At 71.0% G+C, this 15,964-nt stretch carries 17 protein-coding genes; 12 read left to right on the top strand and 5 right to left on the bottom strand.

All coding sequences use genetic code 11. The features are described 5' to 3' along the window. Positions 1-147: 147 nt before the first annotated feature. Positions 148-861: an SDR family NAD(P)-dependent oxidoreductase gene (locus tag ACFY0U_RS22790; RefSeq protein WP_388638560.1), complete on the top strand. Its 714-nt coding sequence runs from the start codon at positions 148-150 to the stop codon at positions 859-861. A gap of 48 nt (positions 862-909) precedes the next feature. Then, entirely contained in the window at positions 910-1,323 is a 414-nt protein-coding gene (locus tag ACFY0U_RS22785) for a TetR/AcrR family transcriptional regulator (RefSeq protein WP_388638558.1), read from the top strand. On the opposite strand, the gene ACFY0U_RS22780 is transcribed toward ACFY0U_RS22785, so the two are convergent. Then, entirely contained in the window at positions 1,299-2,507 is a 1,209-nt protein-coding gene (locus ACFY0U_RS22780) for a cytochrome P450 (RefSeq protein ID WP_388638556.1), read from the bottom strand. The genes ACFY0U_RS22785 and ACFY0U_RS22780 overlap by 25 nt on opposite strands. A gap of 258 nt (positions 2,508-2,765) precedes the next feature. Between ACFY0U_RS22780 and ACFY0U_RS22775 the strand changes: the two genes are divergently transcribed. The 5 genes from ACFY0U_RS22775 to ACFY0U_RS22755 all read left to right on the top strand — a co-directional run bounded on the left by ACFY0U_RS22775 (position 2,766) and on the right by ACFY0U_RS22755 (position 7,184). After that, positions 2,766-4,154 carry a glycoside hydrolase family 43 protein gene (locus tag ACFY0U_RS22775; RefSeq protein WP_388638554.1) on the top strand — a complete coding sequence of 463 codons (1,389 nt, stop codon included), beginning with the start codon at positions 2,766-2,768 and terminating at the stop codon, positions 4,152-4,154. 58 nt (positions 4,155-4,212) lie between these two features. Further along, complete coding sequence (locus tag ACFY0U_RS22770) at positions 4,213-4,884, top strand: transcriptional regulator (protein ID WP_388638552.1); 672 nt, start codon at positions 4,213-4,215, stop codon at positions 4,882-4,884. Between the two features lie 22 nt (positions 4,885-4,906). Beyond that, entirely contained in the window at positions 4,907-5,878 is a 972-nt protein-coding gene (locus ACFY0U_RS22765) for a pyridoxal-phosphate dependent enzyme (protein ID WP_388638551.1), read from the top strand. 136 nt (positions 5,879-6,014) lie between these two features. Next, a complete protein-coding gene (locus tag ACFY0U_RS22760) occupies positions 6,015-6,374 on the top strand; it encodes a cupin domain-containing protein (RefSeq protein WP_388638549.1) in 360 nt (119 codons plus the stop codon). A 108-nt stretch (positions 6,375-6,482) separates the two neighbouring features. Beyond that, the gene (locus tag ACFY0U_RS22755; RefSeq protein ID WP_388638547.1) at positions 6,483-7,184 is read left to right on the top strand and encodes an SDR family oxidoreductase; all 702 of its coding nucleotides are present in this window, start codon (positions 6,483-6,485) and stop codon (positions 7,182-7,184) included. 171 nt (positions 7,185-7,355) lie between these two features. On the opposite strand, the gene ACFY0U_RS22750 is transcribed toward ACFY0U_RS22755, so the two are convergent. From ACFY0U_RS22750 to ACFY0U_RS22735, 4 genes are all read right to left on the bottom strand, one after another. Further along, positions 7,356-8,708 carry a VWA domain-containing protein gene (locus tag ACFY0U_RS22750; protein ID WP_388638545.1) on the bottom strand — a complete coding sequence of 451 codons (1,353 nt, stop codon included), beginning with the start codon at positions 8,706-8,708 and terminating at the stop codon, positions 7,356-7,358. Further along, on the bottom strand, positions 8,705-9,562 hold the full coding sequence (locus ACFY0U_RS22745) for an AAA family ATPase (protein WP_388638543.1): 858 nt from the start codon (positions 9,560-9,562) through the stop codon (positions 8,705-8,707). Before ACFY0U_RS22745 ends, ACFY0U_RS22750 begins: the two co-directional genes overlap by 4 nt. Before the next feature lie 156 nt (positions 9,563-9,718). After that, positions 9,719-11,032 (bottom strand): FtsX-like permease family protein, encoded by a 1,314-nt coding sequence (locus ACFY0U_RS22740; RefSeq protein WP_388638541.1) that lies wholly within the window; start codon positions 11,030-11,032, stop codon positions 9,719-9,721. Positions 11,033-11,035: 3 nt separating this feature from the next. Then, a complete protein-coding gene (locus ACFY0U_RS22735; RefSeq protein WP_388638539.1) occupies positions 11,036-11,821 on the bottom strand; it encodes an ABC transporter ATP-binding protein in 786 nt (261 codons plus the stop codon). 167 nt (positions 11,822-11,988) lie between these two features. On the opposite strand from ACFY0U_RS22735, the gene ACFY0U_RS22730 reads away from it, so the two are divergent. The 5 genes from ACFY0U_RS22730 to ACFY0U_RS22710 all read left to right on the top strand — a co-directional run bounded on the left by ACFY0U_RS22730 (position 11,989) and on the right by ACFY0U_RS22710 (position 15,927). After that, entirely contained in the window at positions 11,989-12,669 is a 681-nt protein-coding gene (locus ACFY0U_RS22730; protein WP_388638537.1) for an ABC transporter permease, read from the top strand. Beyond that, positions 12,666-13,337 carry an ABC transporter permease gene (locus tag ACFY0U_RS22725; protein WP_388638535.1) on the top strand — a complete coding sequence of 224 codons (672 nt, stop codon included), beginning with the start codon at positions 12,666-12,668 and terminating at the stop codon, positions 13,335-13,337. Before ACFY0U_RS22730 ends, ACFY0U_RS22725 begins: the two co-directional genes overlap by 4 nt. A gap of 14 nt (positions 13,338-13,351) precedes the next feature. Continuing rightward, positions 13,352-14,269: an ABC transporter substrate-binding protein gene (locus tag ACFY0U_RS22720; RefSeq protein ID WP_388638533.1), complete on the top strand. Its 918-nt coding sequence runs from the start codon at positions 13,352-13,354 to the stop codon at positions 14,267-14,269. Between the two features lie 39 nt (positions 14,270-14,308). Beyond that, entirely contained in the window at positions 14,309-14,920 is a 612-nt protein-coding gene (locus tag ACFY0U_RS22715) for a hypothetical protein (protein ID WP_388638531.1), read from the top strand. A 128-nt stretch (positions 14,921-15,048) separates the two neighbouring features. Then, complete coding sequence (locus ACFY0U_RS22710) at positions 15,049-15,927, top strand: hypothetical protein (protein ID WP_388638530.1); 879 nt, start codon at positions 15,049-15,051, stop codon at positions 15,925-15,927. The last annotated feature ends 37 nt before the right edge of the window (positions 15,928-15,964 follow it).

The raw sequence follows: 15,964 nt of genomic DNA, 5'->3' as shown, positions 1-15,964 counted from the left end.
CGGCGGGGCCCTTCGCGCGCGGGCCGGAGGGCGAGGAGCATCCGACCGGGCGGTCGCGTCACGCACGACCCCACCGCCGTCGCTCCGAAGTCGCCGAGCGCTCCGTCCCATTGAGGCGCGGCACGCCACAGAGGAAAGGGCACCGACATGGCACTGATCCTGGTGACCGGAGCGTCCAGCGGGCTCGGGCGCCACACGGCGGACGCGCTGGCCGACGACGGCCACGACGTGGTCGTCCATGTGCGCAACCCGGCGCGTCTCACCGGCCCGCAGGACGCGGCCCGGTGGAAGGGCGTCATCACCGGGGATCTCGCCCGGGCGGACGAGATCCCCGAAGTCGCCCGGCAGGCCGCCGAGTTCGGCCGCTTCGACGTCGTCATCCACAACGCCGGCACCATGCACGTTCCGGACGCGGTCACCGTCAACACCGTCGCGCCGTATGTGCTCACGGCGTTGATGGACAAGCCGGCCAGGCTCATCCACCTCAGCAGCTCGATGCACCGAACCGGCTCCACCGACCTGCGGGAACTGACCACCGGCAGCGCCGCCTACGACGACACCAAACTGTGGGTCACCACCCTCGCGCTCGCCCTCGCCTCCCGTTGGGACGGCACCACCAGCCATGCGGTCGACCCCGGTTGGGTCCCCACCCGCATGGGCGGCGCGGGCGCCCCGGACGACCTGACCGCCGGCCACCGCACACAGACGTGGCTCGCCACCCACCCCGACGTGACCCCGCGCACCGGCGGCTACTGGTACCACCGGCGCACCCAGTCACCCCACCCGGCAGCCCAGGACCCGGAGTTCCAGGCCCGCCTGCTCCAAGCCCTGGAACGCCGCACGGGCGTCCGCCTCGACTGAACGCGGCACCCGAATGGACAGGGTGATCCGATGGCCGGGGTGGCCGGTATGAACCCTGGCCCCCAGCGCCCCGACGACACGGCTCAGCCGCTGCGCAGCGACGCCGAGCGCAACCGGGCGCGGATCGCCGCCGCCGCACGCGGGGTGTTCGCGCGCGACGGGCCGGCTGCCTCCATGGCCTCCGTGGCCCGGGAGGCCGGGGTGGGGATCGCCACGATGTTCCGCCGCTTCCCCACGAAGGAGGAGCTGGTCGCGGCCGTCTTCGCCGACCACATGGACACCTACACCGACGCCTCGCCGCCGGTCCGGACGCCCCGGACCCCTGGCACGGCTTCGTCGGCTACATCGAGACCGCGTGCGCGCCGGACAAGCGCGGCTGACCGCACCGGACCGTACCGCTGCGGACTCGGCCGCCGTCGATGTGCCCGCGCCGGTGGTCACCAGGTCACCGGGAGCTCGTAGACCCCGTACACCACCCCGTCGTCCTTGAACGGGATCTTCTCCAGTGCGACCGCCCGCCGCAGGGTCGGGACGCGGCGCAGGAGGGTGCTGTAGACGACCTGGAGTTCCAGGCGGGCCAGCGGCTGGCCCAGGCACTGGTGGATGCCGAAGCCGAAGGCCATGTGGCGGCGGGCGTCGCGGGTGACGTCGAGGCGGGCGGGGTCCGGGAAGCGGTCGGGCTCCCAGTTGCCGGTGGCGCCGGGGATGATGACGCCCTCTCCGGCGCGGAGGGTCTCGCCGCCGATCTCGATGTCCTCCAGGACCACACGGCGCTGCCCGTTGTGGACCACCGTCAGATAGCGCAGCATCTCCTCGACGGCGCCCGCGACGACCTTGGGATCGTCGGTGTCGCGGACGAGCGCCAGCTGGTCGGGGTGTTCCAGGAGGGCCAGGACACCGAGCGCGATCATGTTGGCGGTGGTCTCATGGCCCGCTCCGAGCAGCAGCAGGCCCAGCATCGCGGCGTCGAGCCGGCCGAGGTCGCCGTCCCGCACCCTGGCGGCCAGGTCGGAGAGCATGTCCTCGCCCGGGGTGGCGAGCTTCGCCTGGAGCTGCTCGTCCAGGTACTGGAGCAACTCCCCGCTCGCGGCCCGGGATTCCGCCACGGAGGCGTCCCGGCGGACGCCGACCTGGCTCCTGCTCTGGAAGAACTCGTGGTCGTCGTACGGCACTCCGAGCAGTTCGCAGATCACCAGCGACGGGAGCGGCAGGGCCAGCGCCGCCACCAGGTCGGCGGGGTTCGGGCCGGCCAGCATCGCGTCGACGAACCGGTCGGTCATGCGCTGCACGGCCGGTCGCATGGCCTCGATGCGCTTGATGGTGAAGGGAGCGGTGACCATACGCCGGATGCGCGCGTGGTCGGGGTCGTCCATGTTGAGGAAGGACGGCGGCATCTGGGAGTAGGCCTCCTGGAAGGCCGCGCTGAAGTGGGGGAATCCCGGCCGCCGGGGATCGACGCTGAGCCGCGCGTCGCCGTACAGCGCCCGCTGGTCCTCGTGGCGCGTGACGAGCCAGGGGGTGCTGCCGTCCCACAACCGGACGCGGGCGACGGGCCGTTCGCTCCGCAGTCGCAGCATCTCCGGAGGCGGGTCGAAGGGGCAGCCGGCGGCGCGCGGCATCGGGAAGCCGGGAACGGTGTCGGTCATCTCACTCCTCGGGGTGGGGGGAAGGGAGTTGGCGTCATGGAAGCCCGCGAAGCTGACAACTACCGGTCATCCGGCTGACAGACGCCGGATCTGGCCGGATCACGCAGTCCGAGGAGAGCGATCCCGCCACGCTCGCCCCACAGGAATCAACAAGCTCTGTGAGAACGATTGACGCGACCCCGACCCGCTTCTACCTTCTGATCGATTCACCGAACCTCGTTCGATATATCGGCAATCGGTGTCCCCTTGGAGAAGCGAATGAGCGCAATCCCCCACCTTTCGCGTCGACGGTTCCTGGGCGCGGCCGCGACCGTGCCGCTGGCCACCACCGGCGCGCTGGCCCTCGGTGCCGGCACCGCCCACGCCGCCGACTCGGCGTACGTCATGGGCTACTTCACCGAGTCCAACACCATGCTCGAGGCCAACTACGGCCTGCACCTCGCCGTCAGCACCGACGGCCTCCAGTGGACCCCGCTGAACCAGAACGCCCCCGTGGTGACCCCGACCCTGGGCGCGAAGGGACTGCGCGACCCGTTCATCATGCGCAAGCAGAACGGCGCCTTCGTCGTGCTGGCAACGGACCTCAACGGCACCGACTGGGCGTACGACAGCGTCTACATCCACGTCTGGGACTCCACCGACCTGCGCACCTTCACCGGCTACCGGCTGCTGAAACTGCACGACATGACCGACACCCACAGCTGGGCGCCGGAGGCCTACTGGGACGCCTCGCGCGGCCAGTACGGCATCCTCTACTCGTCGGTGAACAGCAGCGGCCACAACGTCATCATGGTCAGCTACACCACCGACTTCGTGACCACCTCGAACCCGCAGGTCTTCTTCGACCCCGGCTACGACGTCATCGACGGCAACCTCACCGTGGGCGTCAACGGCGTCAACTACCTTTACTTCAAGAAGAACCAGACCCTCGTCGGCGCCCGCTCCACCTCCCTGAATCCGGGCAGCTTCACCGAGTTCAGCACCGCCGCCGCGCACGGCGGCACCGAGGCGCCGACCGTGGTGCAGTCCCTGACGACGGGAACGTATTACCTCTGGGGTGACACCTACACCCCGAACGGCGTCTTCTACGCCTGGCAGTCGAGCAGTCTCGCCGCCGGCACCTGGACGGCCGTCGACCAGAAGCTGTACACCCAGCCCCTCAACTCCAAGCACTGCACGATCGAGACGATCACCTCGACCGAGTACACCAACCTCCTGGCCAAGTGGGGCGCCCCGGCCTGGAACCGTCTCAAGTCGTACAACTACCCGGCCCGTTACGTCCGCCACAGCGGTTACGTCGGCCGCATCGACGAGTACCCCTTCGACCCGTACCCCGACTCGCAGTGGAAGCTCGTCCCCGGCCTCGCCGACAGCTCCGGCGTCTCCTTCCAGTCGGTCAACTACCCGACCCGCTATCTGCGGCACTACAGCTACAACCTGCGGCTGGACGCGAACGACGGCACGTCCACGTTCGCCGGTGACGCGACCTTCCACCGTACGGCCGGACTCGCCAACTCCTCCTGGTCCTCGTTCCGTTCGTACAACAACCCGACCCGCTACATCCGTCACTCGAACTACGCGCTGCGGATCGACCCGATCTCCACGAGTACCGAGCAGCAGGACGCCACGTTCTACGTCGGGTACTGACGGCCCGGACGTACATCTGGACTACACGTCCAAGGACTGGATGTGTAGTCTAGGTCTCATGGTGTCCGAGCGAGCACTGCAAGCCGAGCGGGACGCGATCGTCGCCGCCCTGACGCCCGTCGTCGACGGGTTGGCGGCGACGTTCGGCCCGGTGTGCGAAGTGGTCCTGCACGACTACCGGGACCCCGACAAGTCCGTGGTCGCCCTCGCCGGTTCGGTGACCGGGCGTGCGGTGGGCGGGGCGATGAGCGAGATCGGCATGCGGATCGTCGCCCGCGGGGACGCGGCGGGCGACGAGCTCAACTACGTCACCCGCACCGGGGCCGGCCGGACGGTCAAGTCGTCCACGATGGTGCTGCGGGACTCCACGGGCGCGGTGTTCGGCGCCCTGTGCGTCAACCTCGACGTCACCGCCGCGAGCGAGGCCCACGCGCTGCTCGGCGCGCTGGCCGGGATCGGCGGCGCCCCCGCCGAGCTGCCGGTCACCACCTTCGGCGACGACATCGACTCGGTCGTGGACGCCATCCTCGACACGCACCGCCACCAGCCGTGGGGCGCCCTCGACCGCACGGAACGCCTCGCGCTGTTCCGGAGCCTCGACGACCGCGGGGTGTTCGCCGTGCGCCGTGCGATCGAGCAGGTCGCGGCCCGCCTCGGCATCTCCCGCGCCTCCGCCTACAGCTACCTCTCCCAGGCCCGGACCACGGACGAGGGCGCGGGCACCGAGTGACGACCCCTGATGGAGGCACCGAGTGACGACCCCGCCTGTCACCCTCGACGACATCCGTGACGCGGCCCAGCGGCTCAAGGGAGTCGCCCACCGCACGCCCGTGCTCCGCTCCCGCACCCTCGACGCCCGCGTCGGCGCCGAAGTCCTCCTCAAGTGCGAGAACTTCCAGCGCGTGGGCGCCTTCAAGTTCCGCGGTGCCTACAACGCGGCCTCCCGGCTCACCCCCGGACAACTGGCCCGCGGTATCGCCACGTACTCCTCCGGGAACCACGCCCAGGCCGTCGCGCTGGCCGCCCGCGAACTCGGCAGCACCGCGGTGATCGTGATGCCCGAGGACGCCCCGCGCTCCAAGCGGGAGGCCACCGTCGGCTACGGCGCCGAGATCGTGACGTACGACCGCTACACCGGCGACCGTGTCGCCCTCGCCGAAGCCCTGGCCGCCGAGCGGGGGCTCGCCCTGATCCCGCCCTACGAGCACCCGCACGTCATCGCCGGGCAGGGCACCGCGGCTCTCGAACTCCTCGAAGAAGCAGGGGAGTTGGGCATGCTGATGGCGCCCGTCGGCGGAGGCGGGCTGATCGCGGGCAGCGCCACGGCGGCCAAGGGGCTCCACCCGGACATCCGGATCGTCGGCGTCGAGCCCGAGGCCGGCGACGACACCAAGCGCTCCCTGGAGGCCGGCCGACGCGTCACGGTCCCGGTGCCCCGCACCATCGCCGACGGCCAGGCACTGCACACGCCCGGCGAGCTGACGTTCTCGGTGAACCGGCGGCTCGTCGACGCGATCGCGCTGGTCACCGACGACGAGATCCGGGACGCGATGCGGTTCGCGTTCGAGCACCTCAAGGTCGTCGTCGAGCCGAGCGGCGCGACGCCGCTGGCCGCGCTGCTGTCCGGTCGGGCGGGGGAGCTTCCCGGGCGGGTGGGAGTGATCGTCTCGGGCGGCAATGTCGACGCCGCGCGCTTCGCCGAGCTCTGCGGCACCGGGGCGTAGTCCACCCGAATGGCGGCTCCCGCTTGCCGGGCGGACGATGGAGTGGTGGGGCTCGGCCCCCGCCGGTGCCGCGTGTCGCGGCCGGGAGACGGAGACCGGCCCGGCCCGAGCGAGCGGTGCTGAAGGGAGTGTCGACATGCTGGAGATGAAGATCCTCGACAAGCCGGACGAGCGGCGGGACTTCCCCCGAGGGCATCTGGAAGCCGTCCATCTGACGGGTCTCGACTTCGCGGTCGGGACGTTCGAACCGGGCTGGCGCTGGTCCGAGTCCGTCGCGCCCATCGCGGGGACCAGCAGCTGCGAGGTCCACCACAACGGCTATGTGGTCCAGGGCAGGATGCACGTCCGTATGGACGACGGCGCCGAGGGTGAGCTCGGCCCGGGCGATGTCTTCGTGGTCTCGGCGGGGCACGACGCCTGGGTGGTGGGCGACGAACAGTGCGTCGTCTACGACTTCGCGGGCGGGATGGCCAAGGACTACGCCAAGGGAGACTGACGACTGATCTTCGAGGGCGACTTGCCATGTGGAAACCGATCGGTTTACTCTGCATCGGACAGGTGAACCGATCGGTTTCCCGTGTGTCGAGATCTCTGGAGAACCCCCATGACCGCCATCGAAGGTTCCGTCGCCCTGGTCACCGGCGGCAGCCGCGGAATCGGCCGCGCGCTGGTGAGCGCCCTGTACGAGCGCGGCGCGAAGAAGGTGTACGCCACCGCCCGCGACCCGCGCACGGTGACGCACCCGGACGCCGTGCCGCTGGCCCTGGAGGTGAGCGACCCCGCGTCCGTGGCGGCCGCCGCCGCACAGGCCCAGGACGTCACCCTGCTGATCAACAACGCGGGCGGCTCCGTGAACGCGAGCTTCCTCGACTCACCCGTCGAGGACGTGCGCCGCGAGTTCGAGACCAACTTCTACGGCCCCCTCCTGGTCACCCGCGCCTTCGTCCCCGTCATCGAACGCAACGGCGGCGGCCACATCCTGAACGTCCACTCGGTGCTCTCCTGGCTCGGTGTGCTCGGCTCCTACAGTGCCTCCAAGGCCGCCCTGTGGTCGCAGACCAACTCCCTGCGCCTGGACCTCAAGCCGCGCGGCATCGAGGTCACCGGCCTGCATGTCGGGTACGTCGACACGGACATGGCCGCGCAGGTGGACGCCCCGAAGTCCACCCCCGAGAGCGTGGCCGCCCAGGCGCTCGACGGCATCGAGTCCGACGCCTACGAGGTGCTCGCGGACGACCTGTCCCGGCAGGTGAAGGCCGGCCTCGCGGCCGATCTCGCCGTGCTGTACCCGCAGTTGGCGGCCTAGGAGCCGGTCGGTCGGGACCCCTGCGCTTGCCGCCAGGCGTGCGGGCCGCGGTGGTGGGTCCTGTGCCCGGCGATGAGCACGCCGCGCCGGGAGGCTCAGTGCGGTGAGCAGGTCCAGCACGGCCGAGGGACGTACTCCCTGGCCCGCATGTCCCTCCGCACAGTTCGGCGGTCAGATCGGCAGCAGCCGTCCCACCAGCGTGCCCAGCTGCTTCACGTTGCGGCACTCGTGCATCTCGACGAGCTCGGCGTACTCCGGCGCGGCGGAGTCGCCGGTGCCCCACTGCGCGTGCTGCTCGGGGTTCAACCAGTAGACGCGCCGGGCCCGTTCGGAGATCTGCCGGACGGCCGCCAGGTTCGGGTCGCTCATGTTCGTACGGGCGTCCCCGAGGACGAACACGGTCGTGCGCGAGCCGACCGCGTCGCCGTAGCGCTCGGCGAACTCGCCCAGCGCCATGCCGTAGTCACTGCTGCCGTGATAGCCCGTGAGCGCCGCCTCCGACTGGATCCGGGCGCCGAGTCCCGCCGCGTCGGCGGCGCCGTGTTCCAGCAGTCCCGTCACCTCGTCGATCCGGTTGACGAAGGCGAACACCCGCACCTTGCTGAACTGGTCGTGCAGGGCCTGCACGAGCAGCATCGTGAAGTCCGAGAACCCGGAGACCGAGCCCGACACATCGCACAGCAGCACCAGTTCGGGCCGTGCCGGGCGACGCCTGCGCAGCACCGGCTTCATCGGCACCCCGCCGGTCGACAACGAACCGCGCAGGGTCCGCCGTAGATCGATCGAGCCCCGGGCCGCCCGGCGCCGACGGGCCGCCAGCCGTGTGGCCAGCTTCCGCGCCAGCGGCTGAACCGTCCTGCGCAGCTCGGCCAGTTGGGCCTTCCCGGCGAACAGGAAGTCGACCCGGTCGGCCGTGGTCCGCACCGCCCGCCGGGCGATCTCGTCCCGATCCCGCCGCTCGGCCACCCGGCGCCGCGCCTCCGTCGCCACCAACGCGCGGAAGGACTCGATACGCCGCCGGATCTCGTCGTCCAGCAGCCGGTCGGCGAACCCCGAACTCCCGCCCTGCGCCCGGACGTCGGCGCGGACGCGGGCCAGCAGCGTCTGCGGGCGGAGCCGGTCGAGTGTCTGGTACGACGACCAGCCGTCCGAGGCGGGGGAGGAGCCGTATCCGCCGAAGCCGTCGACGGCCTCGATCGCCAGCCGGGCCATCATGGCTTCGTCATTGGCGGCGAGGGCGGTGGCGAGCCGGTCCCGCAGGTCGTCCCGGTCCGTGGTGGCGGACTCGGGCGCTCCGACGCCCCGCGGGAAATAGAGGTCGAAGACCGGGTCGAACACCGGCCGTTGGGCCGTGCCGTGCAGCAGCGTCGCCGCCAGTCCCTCGCGCAGCAGCTCCCGGTCCGCGAGGCCGAGCGCCGCCATCGCCTGGGCCGCGTCCACCGTCTCGCCGGTGCCGACACGGATGCCGTGGGCGCGCAGGGCGGCGACGAGGGACGTGAGCCGTTCGGCGACGGGGGTGCTCACAGGGCGTCCAGGTCGAGCTTCGCCGCCGCCTTGAGGACGTCGTCCTGATGCTTGAGGAGGACGCCCAGGGTGTCGCGTACGACGGTCTCGTCGAGCGTGTCGGCGCCGAGCGCGAGGAGGGTGTGCGCCCAGTCGATGGTCTCCGCGACCGACGGCAGCTTGCGCAGGTCCATCGCCCGCAGCGCGCCCACCACCCGGACCACCGACTCGGCCAGCGCCGCGTCCAGCCCCGGCACCTTCAGCTGGACGATCCGGCGCTCCAGCTCCTCCTCGGGGAAACCGATGTGGAGGAAGAGACAGCGGCGGCGCAGCGCCTCGGACAGCTCGCGGCTGGCGTTGGAGGTGAGGACGACGAAGGGGCGGCGGGTGGCGGTGATCGTGCCCAGCTCCGGCACCGTGACCTGGAAGTCGCTCAGCACCTCCAGGAGCAGGCCCTCGACCTCGACGTCCGCCTTGTCGGTCTCGTCGATCAGCAGGACCTTCGGGTCGTCACCGCGGATCGCCGTCAGCAGCGGGCGGCTGAGGAGGAACTCCTCGCTGAAGATGTCCGTGCGGGTCTCGTCCCAGGTCTCGTCGCGGCCCGCGCTGATCCGCAGCAGCTGCTTGGCGTGGTTCCACTCGTACAGCGCCCGGGACTCGTCGACGCCCTCGTAGCACTGGAGCCGCACCAGCTCCGCCCCCGCCACCTGGGCGACGGCCTTGGCGAGCTCCGTCTTGCCGACCCCGGCGGGGCCTTCCACCAGGAGCGGCTTGCCGAGCCGGTCGGCCAGGAAGACGGTCGTGGCGACCGAGGGGGAGGCGAGGTATCCGGTCTCGGCGAGGCGTGCGGAGACGTCGTCGACGGAAGTGAACAACGGGGGCCTCCAGGTCGGCGGCGCGGGCGGTCCAGGGCAGTCCACCTATCTAAGCGCTTGTTCAGCGCCCGTGTCACCCCGGATCCGGTGTCCGAGGGCCGACAACAGATGAGGGGCGGCTGCCGAAGCAGCCCCCCCTCATCCCGTACGTCCTTCTCAGGCCGCCAGCCCCACCGCCTCCGTCGCCGGAGTGCGCAGCACCTTCCGCGCCGTCGCCAGACTCGTCCCCAGCGTCACCACCACGGCCACCGACACCACCGCCAGCCAGATGCCGAAGGTCTGACCCGGCAGCACCGAGTCGGTGCGGACCACGGTGAAGGGGACGATCCCCGCCAGCGCGGCGACCGTGCCGAAGAAGACCCCGGTGACCGTCAGGACCAGCGTCTCGACCCCGACCACACCGAGCACCTGGTGCGGCGTCGCCCCCGCCAGCCGCTGCTGCCCGAACTCCCGGCCGCGGTAAGTGGTCGCCGCGTACAGCGAGTTGACCAGCATCACGCAGACGAAGACCACGATGATCCCGACGACCGTGAAGTTCAGCGTCTCCAGGTTCTTCGCGTCCACCGACTTCACGAGCCCCGAGGCCTCGATGGCGTCGCTCTCCACCGACTGCATGGTGAGGGTCGCCGTGGTCATCGCCGTGAACAGGATCAGCGACATCAGGATCCCGGCGAGATGCCCGGCCCGCTCCCGCAGATTGCGCACGGCCAGCCAGCCCGCCGCACCCGACAGGTGCAGCCGGTCCAGGACGCCTTCGAGGAGCCGTGGTGCCAGCAGCGCCAGGCCCACCGACAGCAGGATCGCCCCGTACGCCGGTGGCGCCATCAGCGCCTCGTCCGTACCGGAGAAGGCGAACGTGGACGTGGCGGACAGGGCGCCGGCCACGAGAGCGGCGTAGGTGAAGAACCTCCGCCCCCGGCCGTGCTGTCGGCGGTGACCGCGCGTCACCCGCCGCAGCGCGAGGAACGCGGCGCCCGCTGCGGCGAGCAGCGTGATGGCGACACCCGACATCAACGCGATCGGACCGAAGGCGTGGTCGACCGAGGCCGCCACCTGACCGTTGTCCTGGAACACGTCCAGCAGCGCCTGTCCACCGAGCATCGCGGGGCCGATCGCCAGTGCGGCGCCCACCACGGCCACCGCCATCGCCTCACCGACCACCATCCGTTTGATCTGTGCCGGGGTCGCCCCCGAGCAGCGCAGCAGCTCCAGCTCGGCGGCCCGCTGGCGCACATTGACCGTGAGCGTGGAGGCCACGGCGAAGAACACCAGCAGGGAGCCGTACCCCCCGACCACGCTCGCCGCGGTCGTCAGCGTCTCCGCGCTCACCGAGTCGACGCCGCGCTGCGCCGCCGTGTCGTGCATCGAGTTGAACGTCATGATGATCGCCGCGCCCAGGAAGGCGGACAGCAGCGTCGCGAGGAACCGTCCGGGGCGCTGCCGGATCGACAGCATGGCCAGTACGAACATCGCTCACACCCCCGCCGTCACGTCGTCGCCCAGGTGCGCGAGGCGCTCGGCCACCGCGTCCGCGGTCGGCGCGGTCAGCCCGCCGGCCAGCCGGCCGTCGGCGAGGAACAGCACCGAGTCGGCGTACGAGGCGGCGACCGGGTCGTGCGTCACCATCACCACGGTCCGCCCGTGCACCCGCACCGCCTCCTGGAGCAGCCGCAGCACATCCCGCGCGCTGCGCGTGTCCAGGGCACCCGTCGGCTCGTCCGCGAAGATCACCCGGGGTTCGGCGACCAGCGCCCGGGCGATCGCGACCCGCTGCCGCTGACCGCCGGACAACTGGTCGGGCCGGTGCCCGAGCCGGTCGCCGAGACCGACCTGGGTCAGGACCTCCCGGGCCCGCTTCCGGTCGACGCGCTGCCCGGCGAGTTTGAGCGGCAGCACCGTGTTCTGCGCGACGGTGAGCGTCTCCAGCAGGTTGTACTGCTGGAAGACGAATCCGATCCGCCCCCGCCGGAACCTCGTCAGTTCGGCCTCGCCGCCGCCCGTCAGCTCGGTGCCGTCCACGACGACGATGCCGCTGTCGGGCCGGTCCAGCCCGGCCGCGCACTGGAGCAGCGTCGACTTGCCGGAACCCGAGGGCCCCATCACCGCGGTGAAGGTGCCCCGGCCCAGACTGAGCGTGACCCCGTCCAGAGCGGTGACGGCGCTGTCGTCGCTGCCGTAGGTCTTGGTGACCTTGACCAGCCGCAGCGCCTCGGCGGCGGGTCCCGTGTCGTGCGTGCGTCGCGAGCCTGTGCGAAACATCGTCATCACCTCTCGGTCCGGCACTCCGTGTGCCCTGACAGAGAAATTACGGAGCCGGCGAGGGGACCACATTGGGCCCAGAACCCGTATCGGGGGGTGTACCCAGCGACACCCCGTACGGGTCACCCCAACGAGCCGACCCCCTGACCCGCCGATGCAATGGAGACGTGACCGCGCCCCCGGACGACTGCCTCGCGCGCAACGAGTGGATCTGCGGCGAGTATCTGAGCACCCGCCGGCAGATCCTCCTCGACGCGGTCGTCCAGCATCTGGAGCTCACCGTGGTCTCGGTGCTCATCGGCCTCGTCATCGCGCTGCCGCTCGCCGTGCTGGCGCGCCGCTGGGGCTGGGCGTCCGGTCCGGTCCTCGGCGTCACGACGATCCTCTACACGATCCCGTCCCTGGCGATGTTCTCCCTGCTCCTGCCCGTGTACGGGCTCTCCGCCGGCCTGGTCGTGGCCGGCCTCGTCCTCTACTCGCTCACCCTGCTCGTGCGGAACATCCTCGCCGGGCTGCGCGCCGTCCCCGAGGAGACCCGGCAGGCCGCCCGCGGCATGGGCTACGGCCCGGTCCGCCTCCTGCTCACCGTCGAACTGCCGCTCGCGCTGCCCGCCGCGATGGCCGGTCTGCGCATCGCCATGGTCTCCGCGGTGTCGCTGGTGACGGTGGGCGCGATCGTGGGCTTCGGCGGGCTCGGGAACCTCATCTACGCGGGTATGAACACCTACTTCAAGGCGCAGGTCCTCACCGCCTCCGTCCTGTGCGTCGTGATCGCCGTCGCGGCCGACGTGCTGCTCCTGGGCGTGCAGCGGCTGATCACCCCGTGGACGAGGGCGGCCCGCGGATGACCACCCTGACCGACGCCTGGGACTGGCTCACCGACTCCGCCCACTGGGCGGGCGCCGACGGCATCTGGCACCGGCTGCTGCAACACCTCGTCCTCACCGTCGTCTGCCTGGCCATCAGCTGTCTGATCGCCCTCCCGGTGGCCCTCGTCCTCGGCCACCTCGGCAAGGGCGGCGCCCTGGCGGTCAACATCTCCAACGTCGGCCGCGCGGTCCCCACGTTCGCGGTACTGGTCCTCCTGCTGCTGACCCCCGTCGGGGACTGGGGGGAGGGCCCGACCGTCGTCGCCCTGGTGCTGTTCGCCCTCCCGCCCCTGCTCACCAACGCCTACGTCGGCATGCGCGAGGTGGACCGCGGCGTCGTCCAGGCGGCCCGGGGCATGGGCATGACGGGACGGCAGATGCTGTTCCAGGTGGAGCTGCCCCTCGCGCTCCCCATGGTGCTGACCGGTGTCCGCATCGCCGCCGTCCAACTCGTCGCGACGGCCACGATCGCCGCGCTGGCGGGCGGGGGAGGGCTGGGCCGGATCATCACGGCGGGCTTCAACCTCGCCAGTACGCCGCAGGTGGTGGCCGGAGCGGTGCTCGTCGCGGCGTTCGCGCTGATCGTGGAGGGCGTCTTCGAGGTCGCCGAACGGCTGGCGCCCCGGTGGGCGCGGGGGACGCGATGAGACGAAGCGCGTCCATGGGTCTCGTCCTCCTGCTGACCGGCTGTGCCACGGGCCCCTCCCTGGAGAACCAGAACGCGGTCACCGCCGCTCCCGGCGACAGCCACCATCTGACCGTCGGATCCGCCGGGTTCACCGAGAGCGACGTGCTCGCCCAGATGTACGCGCTGCTGCTGAACCAGGCCGGATACAAGACCTCGCTGCTCACCGTCGCAAACCGCGAACTGTACGAACCGGCCCTGGAATCCGGCCAGATCGACGTCGTGCCCGAGTACGCGGCCACCTTCGCCGACTGGCTCAACGCCAAGACCAACGGCGCCGACGCGGCCCCGGTCGGCTCACCCGACCTCGACGCCACGATGACGGCCCTGCGCCGACTGGCCACGCCGCGCGGACTCACGGTGCTGGACGCGGGCAGGGCCGTCGACCAGAACGCCTTCGCCGTGAGCGCCTCCTACGCCCGGCGGCACGACCTGAAGACCCTGAGCGACCTCGGCGCCTCGGGACTGGAGGTACGGCTCGCCGCCGGTGACGAGTGCGTCCAACGGCCGTACTGCGAACCGGGGTTGAAGAAGACCTACGGCATCGACATCACCGGCGTCGACCCCAAGGGTGTCGGCACCACCCAGGCCAAGCGGGCCGTGCAGAGCGGCCAGGACCAGATGGTGCTGACCACCACGACCGACGCCACGTTGAGCGACTTCGGCCTGGTCCTCCTCACCGACGACAAACACCTCCAGAACGCCGACTACATCGTCCCCGTCGTCAACCGCTCCCGCGCCGGCAGCGAGGGGGTCACCAAGGCGCTGGGCAAGCTGAACGACGTCCTGACGACGGCCGATCTGGCCTCCATGAACCAACAGGTGGACAGCTGGCGGCGGTTGGCGAAGGACGTGGCGCGGACGTATCTGGCGGACAAGGGGCTGCTGAAGTGAGACGGGGGCGTTGTCAGTGGTGGGCGGTACGTTCGGGGCATGGGGATCTACCTGGTGAGCGTGGCGGCGGAAGAGTGGTTCGACGAGGGTGAGGACGAGGACGAGGAAGAGGACGCCGGCTTCGGGACCGTCGCGGCGGGGCTGAACGAGGAGCTGCGGCGGCGCGGACTGCCGCCGTACGAATCCGTGCCCGCGGAGACGGAGTTCGTGCGGGGCTCCGGGACGCAGTTCGAGGAGAAGCTGGTGCCGTCCATGTACGGCTTCGTCGAGCTGTGCCGCGAGCATCTGTCGAGCGAGGAGGCGGAAAGAATCCTCGACTGGTCGGTGCTGGTACCGATGTCGCTCGACGAGGCGATCGAGCTGCCCATCGGGTCGGCTTACACGAATACGACGGTCATCGCCGGGGCACCTCAGATCCTCGCCCTCGCGGAACGCCTGGCCAGGGCTGTCGGCCTGCCCGACGACCGGATACCGGCCGCCTGCGACAACCTTGACCTGACCATGTGGTTCCGGGACGGACCGGCGAAGGAGACCGCCGCCGCCAGACCGGGCCCATGGGGCGAGGACCTGGACACCGCCTTCTACGTGGCGCTGTACCTGCGCGCCGCCCAGCACTCCCTGCGCCGCGGCTGCCCGATCGTCTACAGCTGACGTGACGGCTCCGCGACATCGGTGACCGTACTGGTGCGGTGGGGAGGCTTCCCGGGGGCGGCCCGCGCGGGTACACCCGGTTCATGGGGGACGACAACGGGGGAGACCGCCACCCGTGGTGGCGGGGAATGCGTGAATCGTTCGACGGGGCGGACACCGAGCTGCGGCCCGAGGGACTCGTCGACGTGGTGCCGGCCGGCTTCGACAGCGCCTATGTGCAGTTCGGCGATCTGTATCCCGAGCAGCAACTCCAACTGCAACTGCTCTACGGGGCCTCGCAACGCGCCTTCGAACACCGCACGAGAGTGTCGGCCCGCGTGACCGTGGTGCGGGTGCTCGGCAACGCGCTCACCGACCCGCGGCTCGCCGACCGGAAGCCGAACGACCATCTGGCGGAGTACCTCGACCAGGAGATCGCCGACCTGAGGGGCCGGCTGGCGCAGGACAGCGCGACGGCCGTCAGCCGGGGCCTCAACATCGGACTCGGTCTGGGCTCCGCCCTCAGCCTGCTGCTGCTCGCCGCACCGCTGCTGTGGGGCGTGGGCCTGCTCGGGGCGATGGGCGTGACGCTCAACTGCACCAACCGCTGGAGCCTGCTGGGCGCCTTCGTGTGCGGAGGTGTCGGCGCGTTCGGCGCGGTGCTCAGCGTCCTCGTCCGGCTGCGCGGCACCGCCGACCAGCTGGCGCGCCGGCAGACCAACGGCCGTGAAGGCGTGGTCGTACCCGGCCAGATGGCCCGCAGCATGCGCCACGAAGGCCTCTACCGCGTCTTCGTCGGCTGGGTCCTCGCACTGGCCGTCTACTTCCTGTTCAGCGGCGGCATCGTGCCCGTCTTCCAGACGCCCGCCACGGCCGCCGAGATCTGCACGACCCCCGGCTCCGCAGTCAAGGGCACCGACTTCTGGGGCTTCTGGTGCGCCATCGGCTTCGTGGCAGGCTTCAACGAACGCTGGGCCTTCGGCCTCCTGAGCCGCGACTCGACCCGCCGCCCGACCAAGGGTTCCTGACCTACGCCCACGGTCCGCGCCCCTGGAGGCCCGCAGG

The sequence above is a fragment of the Streptomyces sp. NPDC001536 genome (assembly GCF_042894505.1).
Lineage (GTDB): Bacteria > Actinomycetota > Actinomycetes > Streptomycetales > Streptomycetaceae > Streptomyces.
Note: the sequence above shows the minus strand (reverse complement) of the source record. Positions and strands in the feature narration are given on the sequence as shown.

Bases quoted from the DNA above. Each gene is read 5' to 3' on its own strand.
- ACFY0U_RS22790 (WP_388638560.1), top strand. From the start codon at position 148: ATGGCACTGATCCTGGTGACCGGAGCGTCCAGCGGGCTCGGGCGCCAC.
- ACFY0U_RS22785 (WP_388638558.1), top strand. From the start codon at position 910: ATGAACCCTGGCCCCCAGCGCCCCGACGACACGGCTCAGCCGCTGCGC.
- ACFY0U_RS22780 (WP_388638556.1), bottom strand. From the start codon at position 2,507: ATGACCGACACCGTTCCCGGCTTCCCGATGCCGCGCGCCGCCGGCTGC.
- ACFY0U_RS22775 (WP_388638554.1), top strand. From the start codon at position 2,766: ATGAGCGCAATCCCCCACCTTTCGCGTCGACGGTTCCTGGGCGCGGCC.
- ACFY0U_RS22770 (WP_388638552.1), top strand. From the start codon at position 4,213: ATGGTGTCCGAGCGAGCACTGCAAGCCGAGCGGGACGCGATCGTCGCC.
- ACFY0U_RS22760 (WP_388638549.1), top strand. From the start codon at position 6,015: ATGCTGGAGATGAAGATCCTCGACAAGCCGGACGAGCGGCGGGACTTC.
- ACFY0U_RS22755 (WP_388638547.1), top strand. From the start codon at position 6,483: ATGACCGCCATCGAAGGTTCCGTCGCCCTGGTCACCGGCGGCAGCCGC.
- ACFY0U_RS22740 (WP_388638541.1), bottom strand. From the start codon at position 11,032: ATGTTCGTACTGGCCATGCTGTCGATCCGGCAGCGCCCCGGACGGTTC.
- ACFY0U_RS22735 (WP_388638539.1), bottom strand. From the start codon at position 11,821: ATGTTTCGCACAGGCTCGCGACGCACGCACGACACGGGACCCGCCGCC.
- ACFY0U_RS22725 (WP_388638535.1), top strand. From the start codon at position 12,666: ATGACCACCCTGACCGACGCCTGGGACTGGCTCACCGACTCCGCCCAC.
- ACFY0U_RS22720 (WP_388638533.1), top strand. From the start codon at position 13,352: ATGGGTCTCGTCCTCCTGCTGACCGGCTGTGCCACGGGCCCCTCCCTG.
- ACFY0U_RS22715 (WP_388638531.1), top strand. From the start codon at position 14,309: ATGGGGATCTACCTGGTGAGCGTGGCGGCGGAAGAGTGGTTCGACGAG.
- ACFY0U_RS22710 (WP_388638530.1), top strand. From the start codon at position 15,049: ATGCGTGAATCGTTCGACGGGGCGGACACCGAGCTGCGGCCCGAGGGA.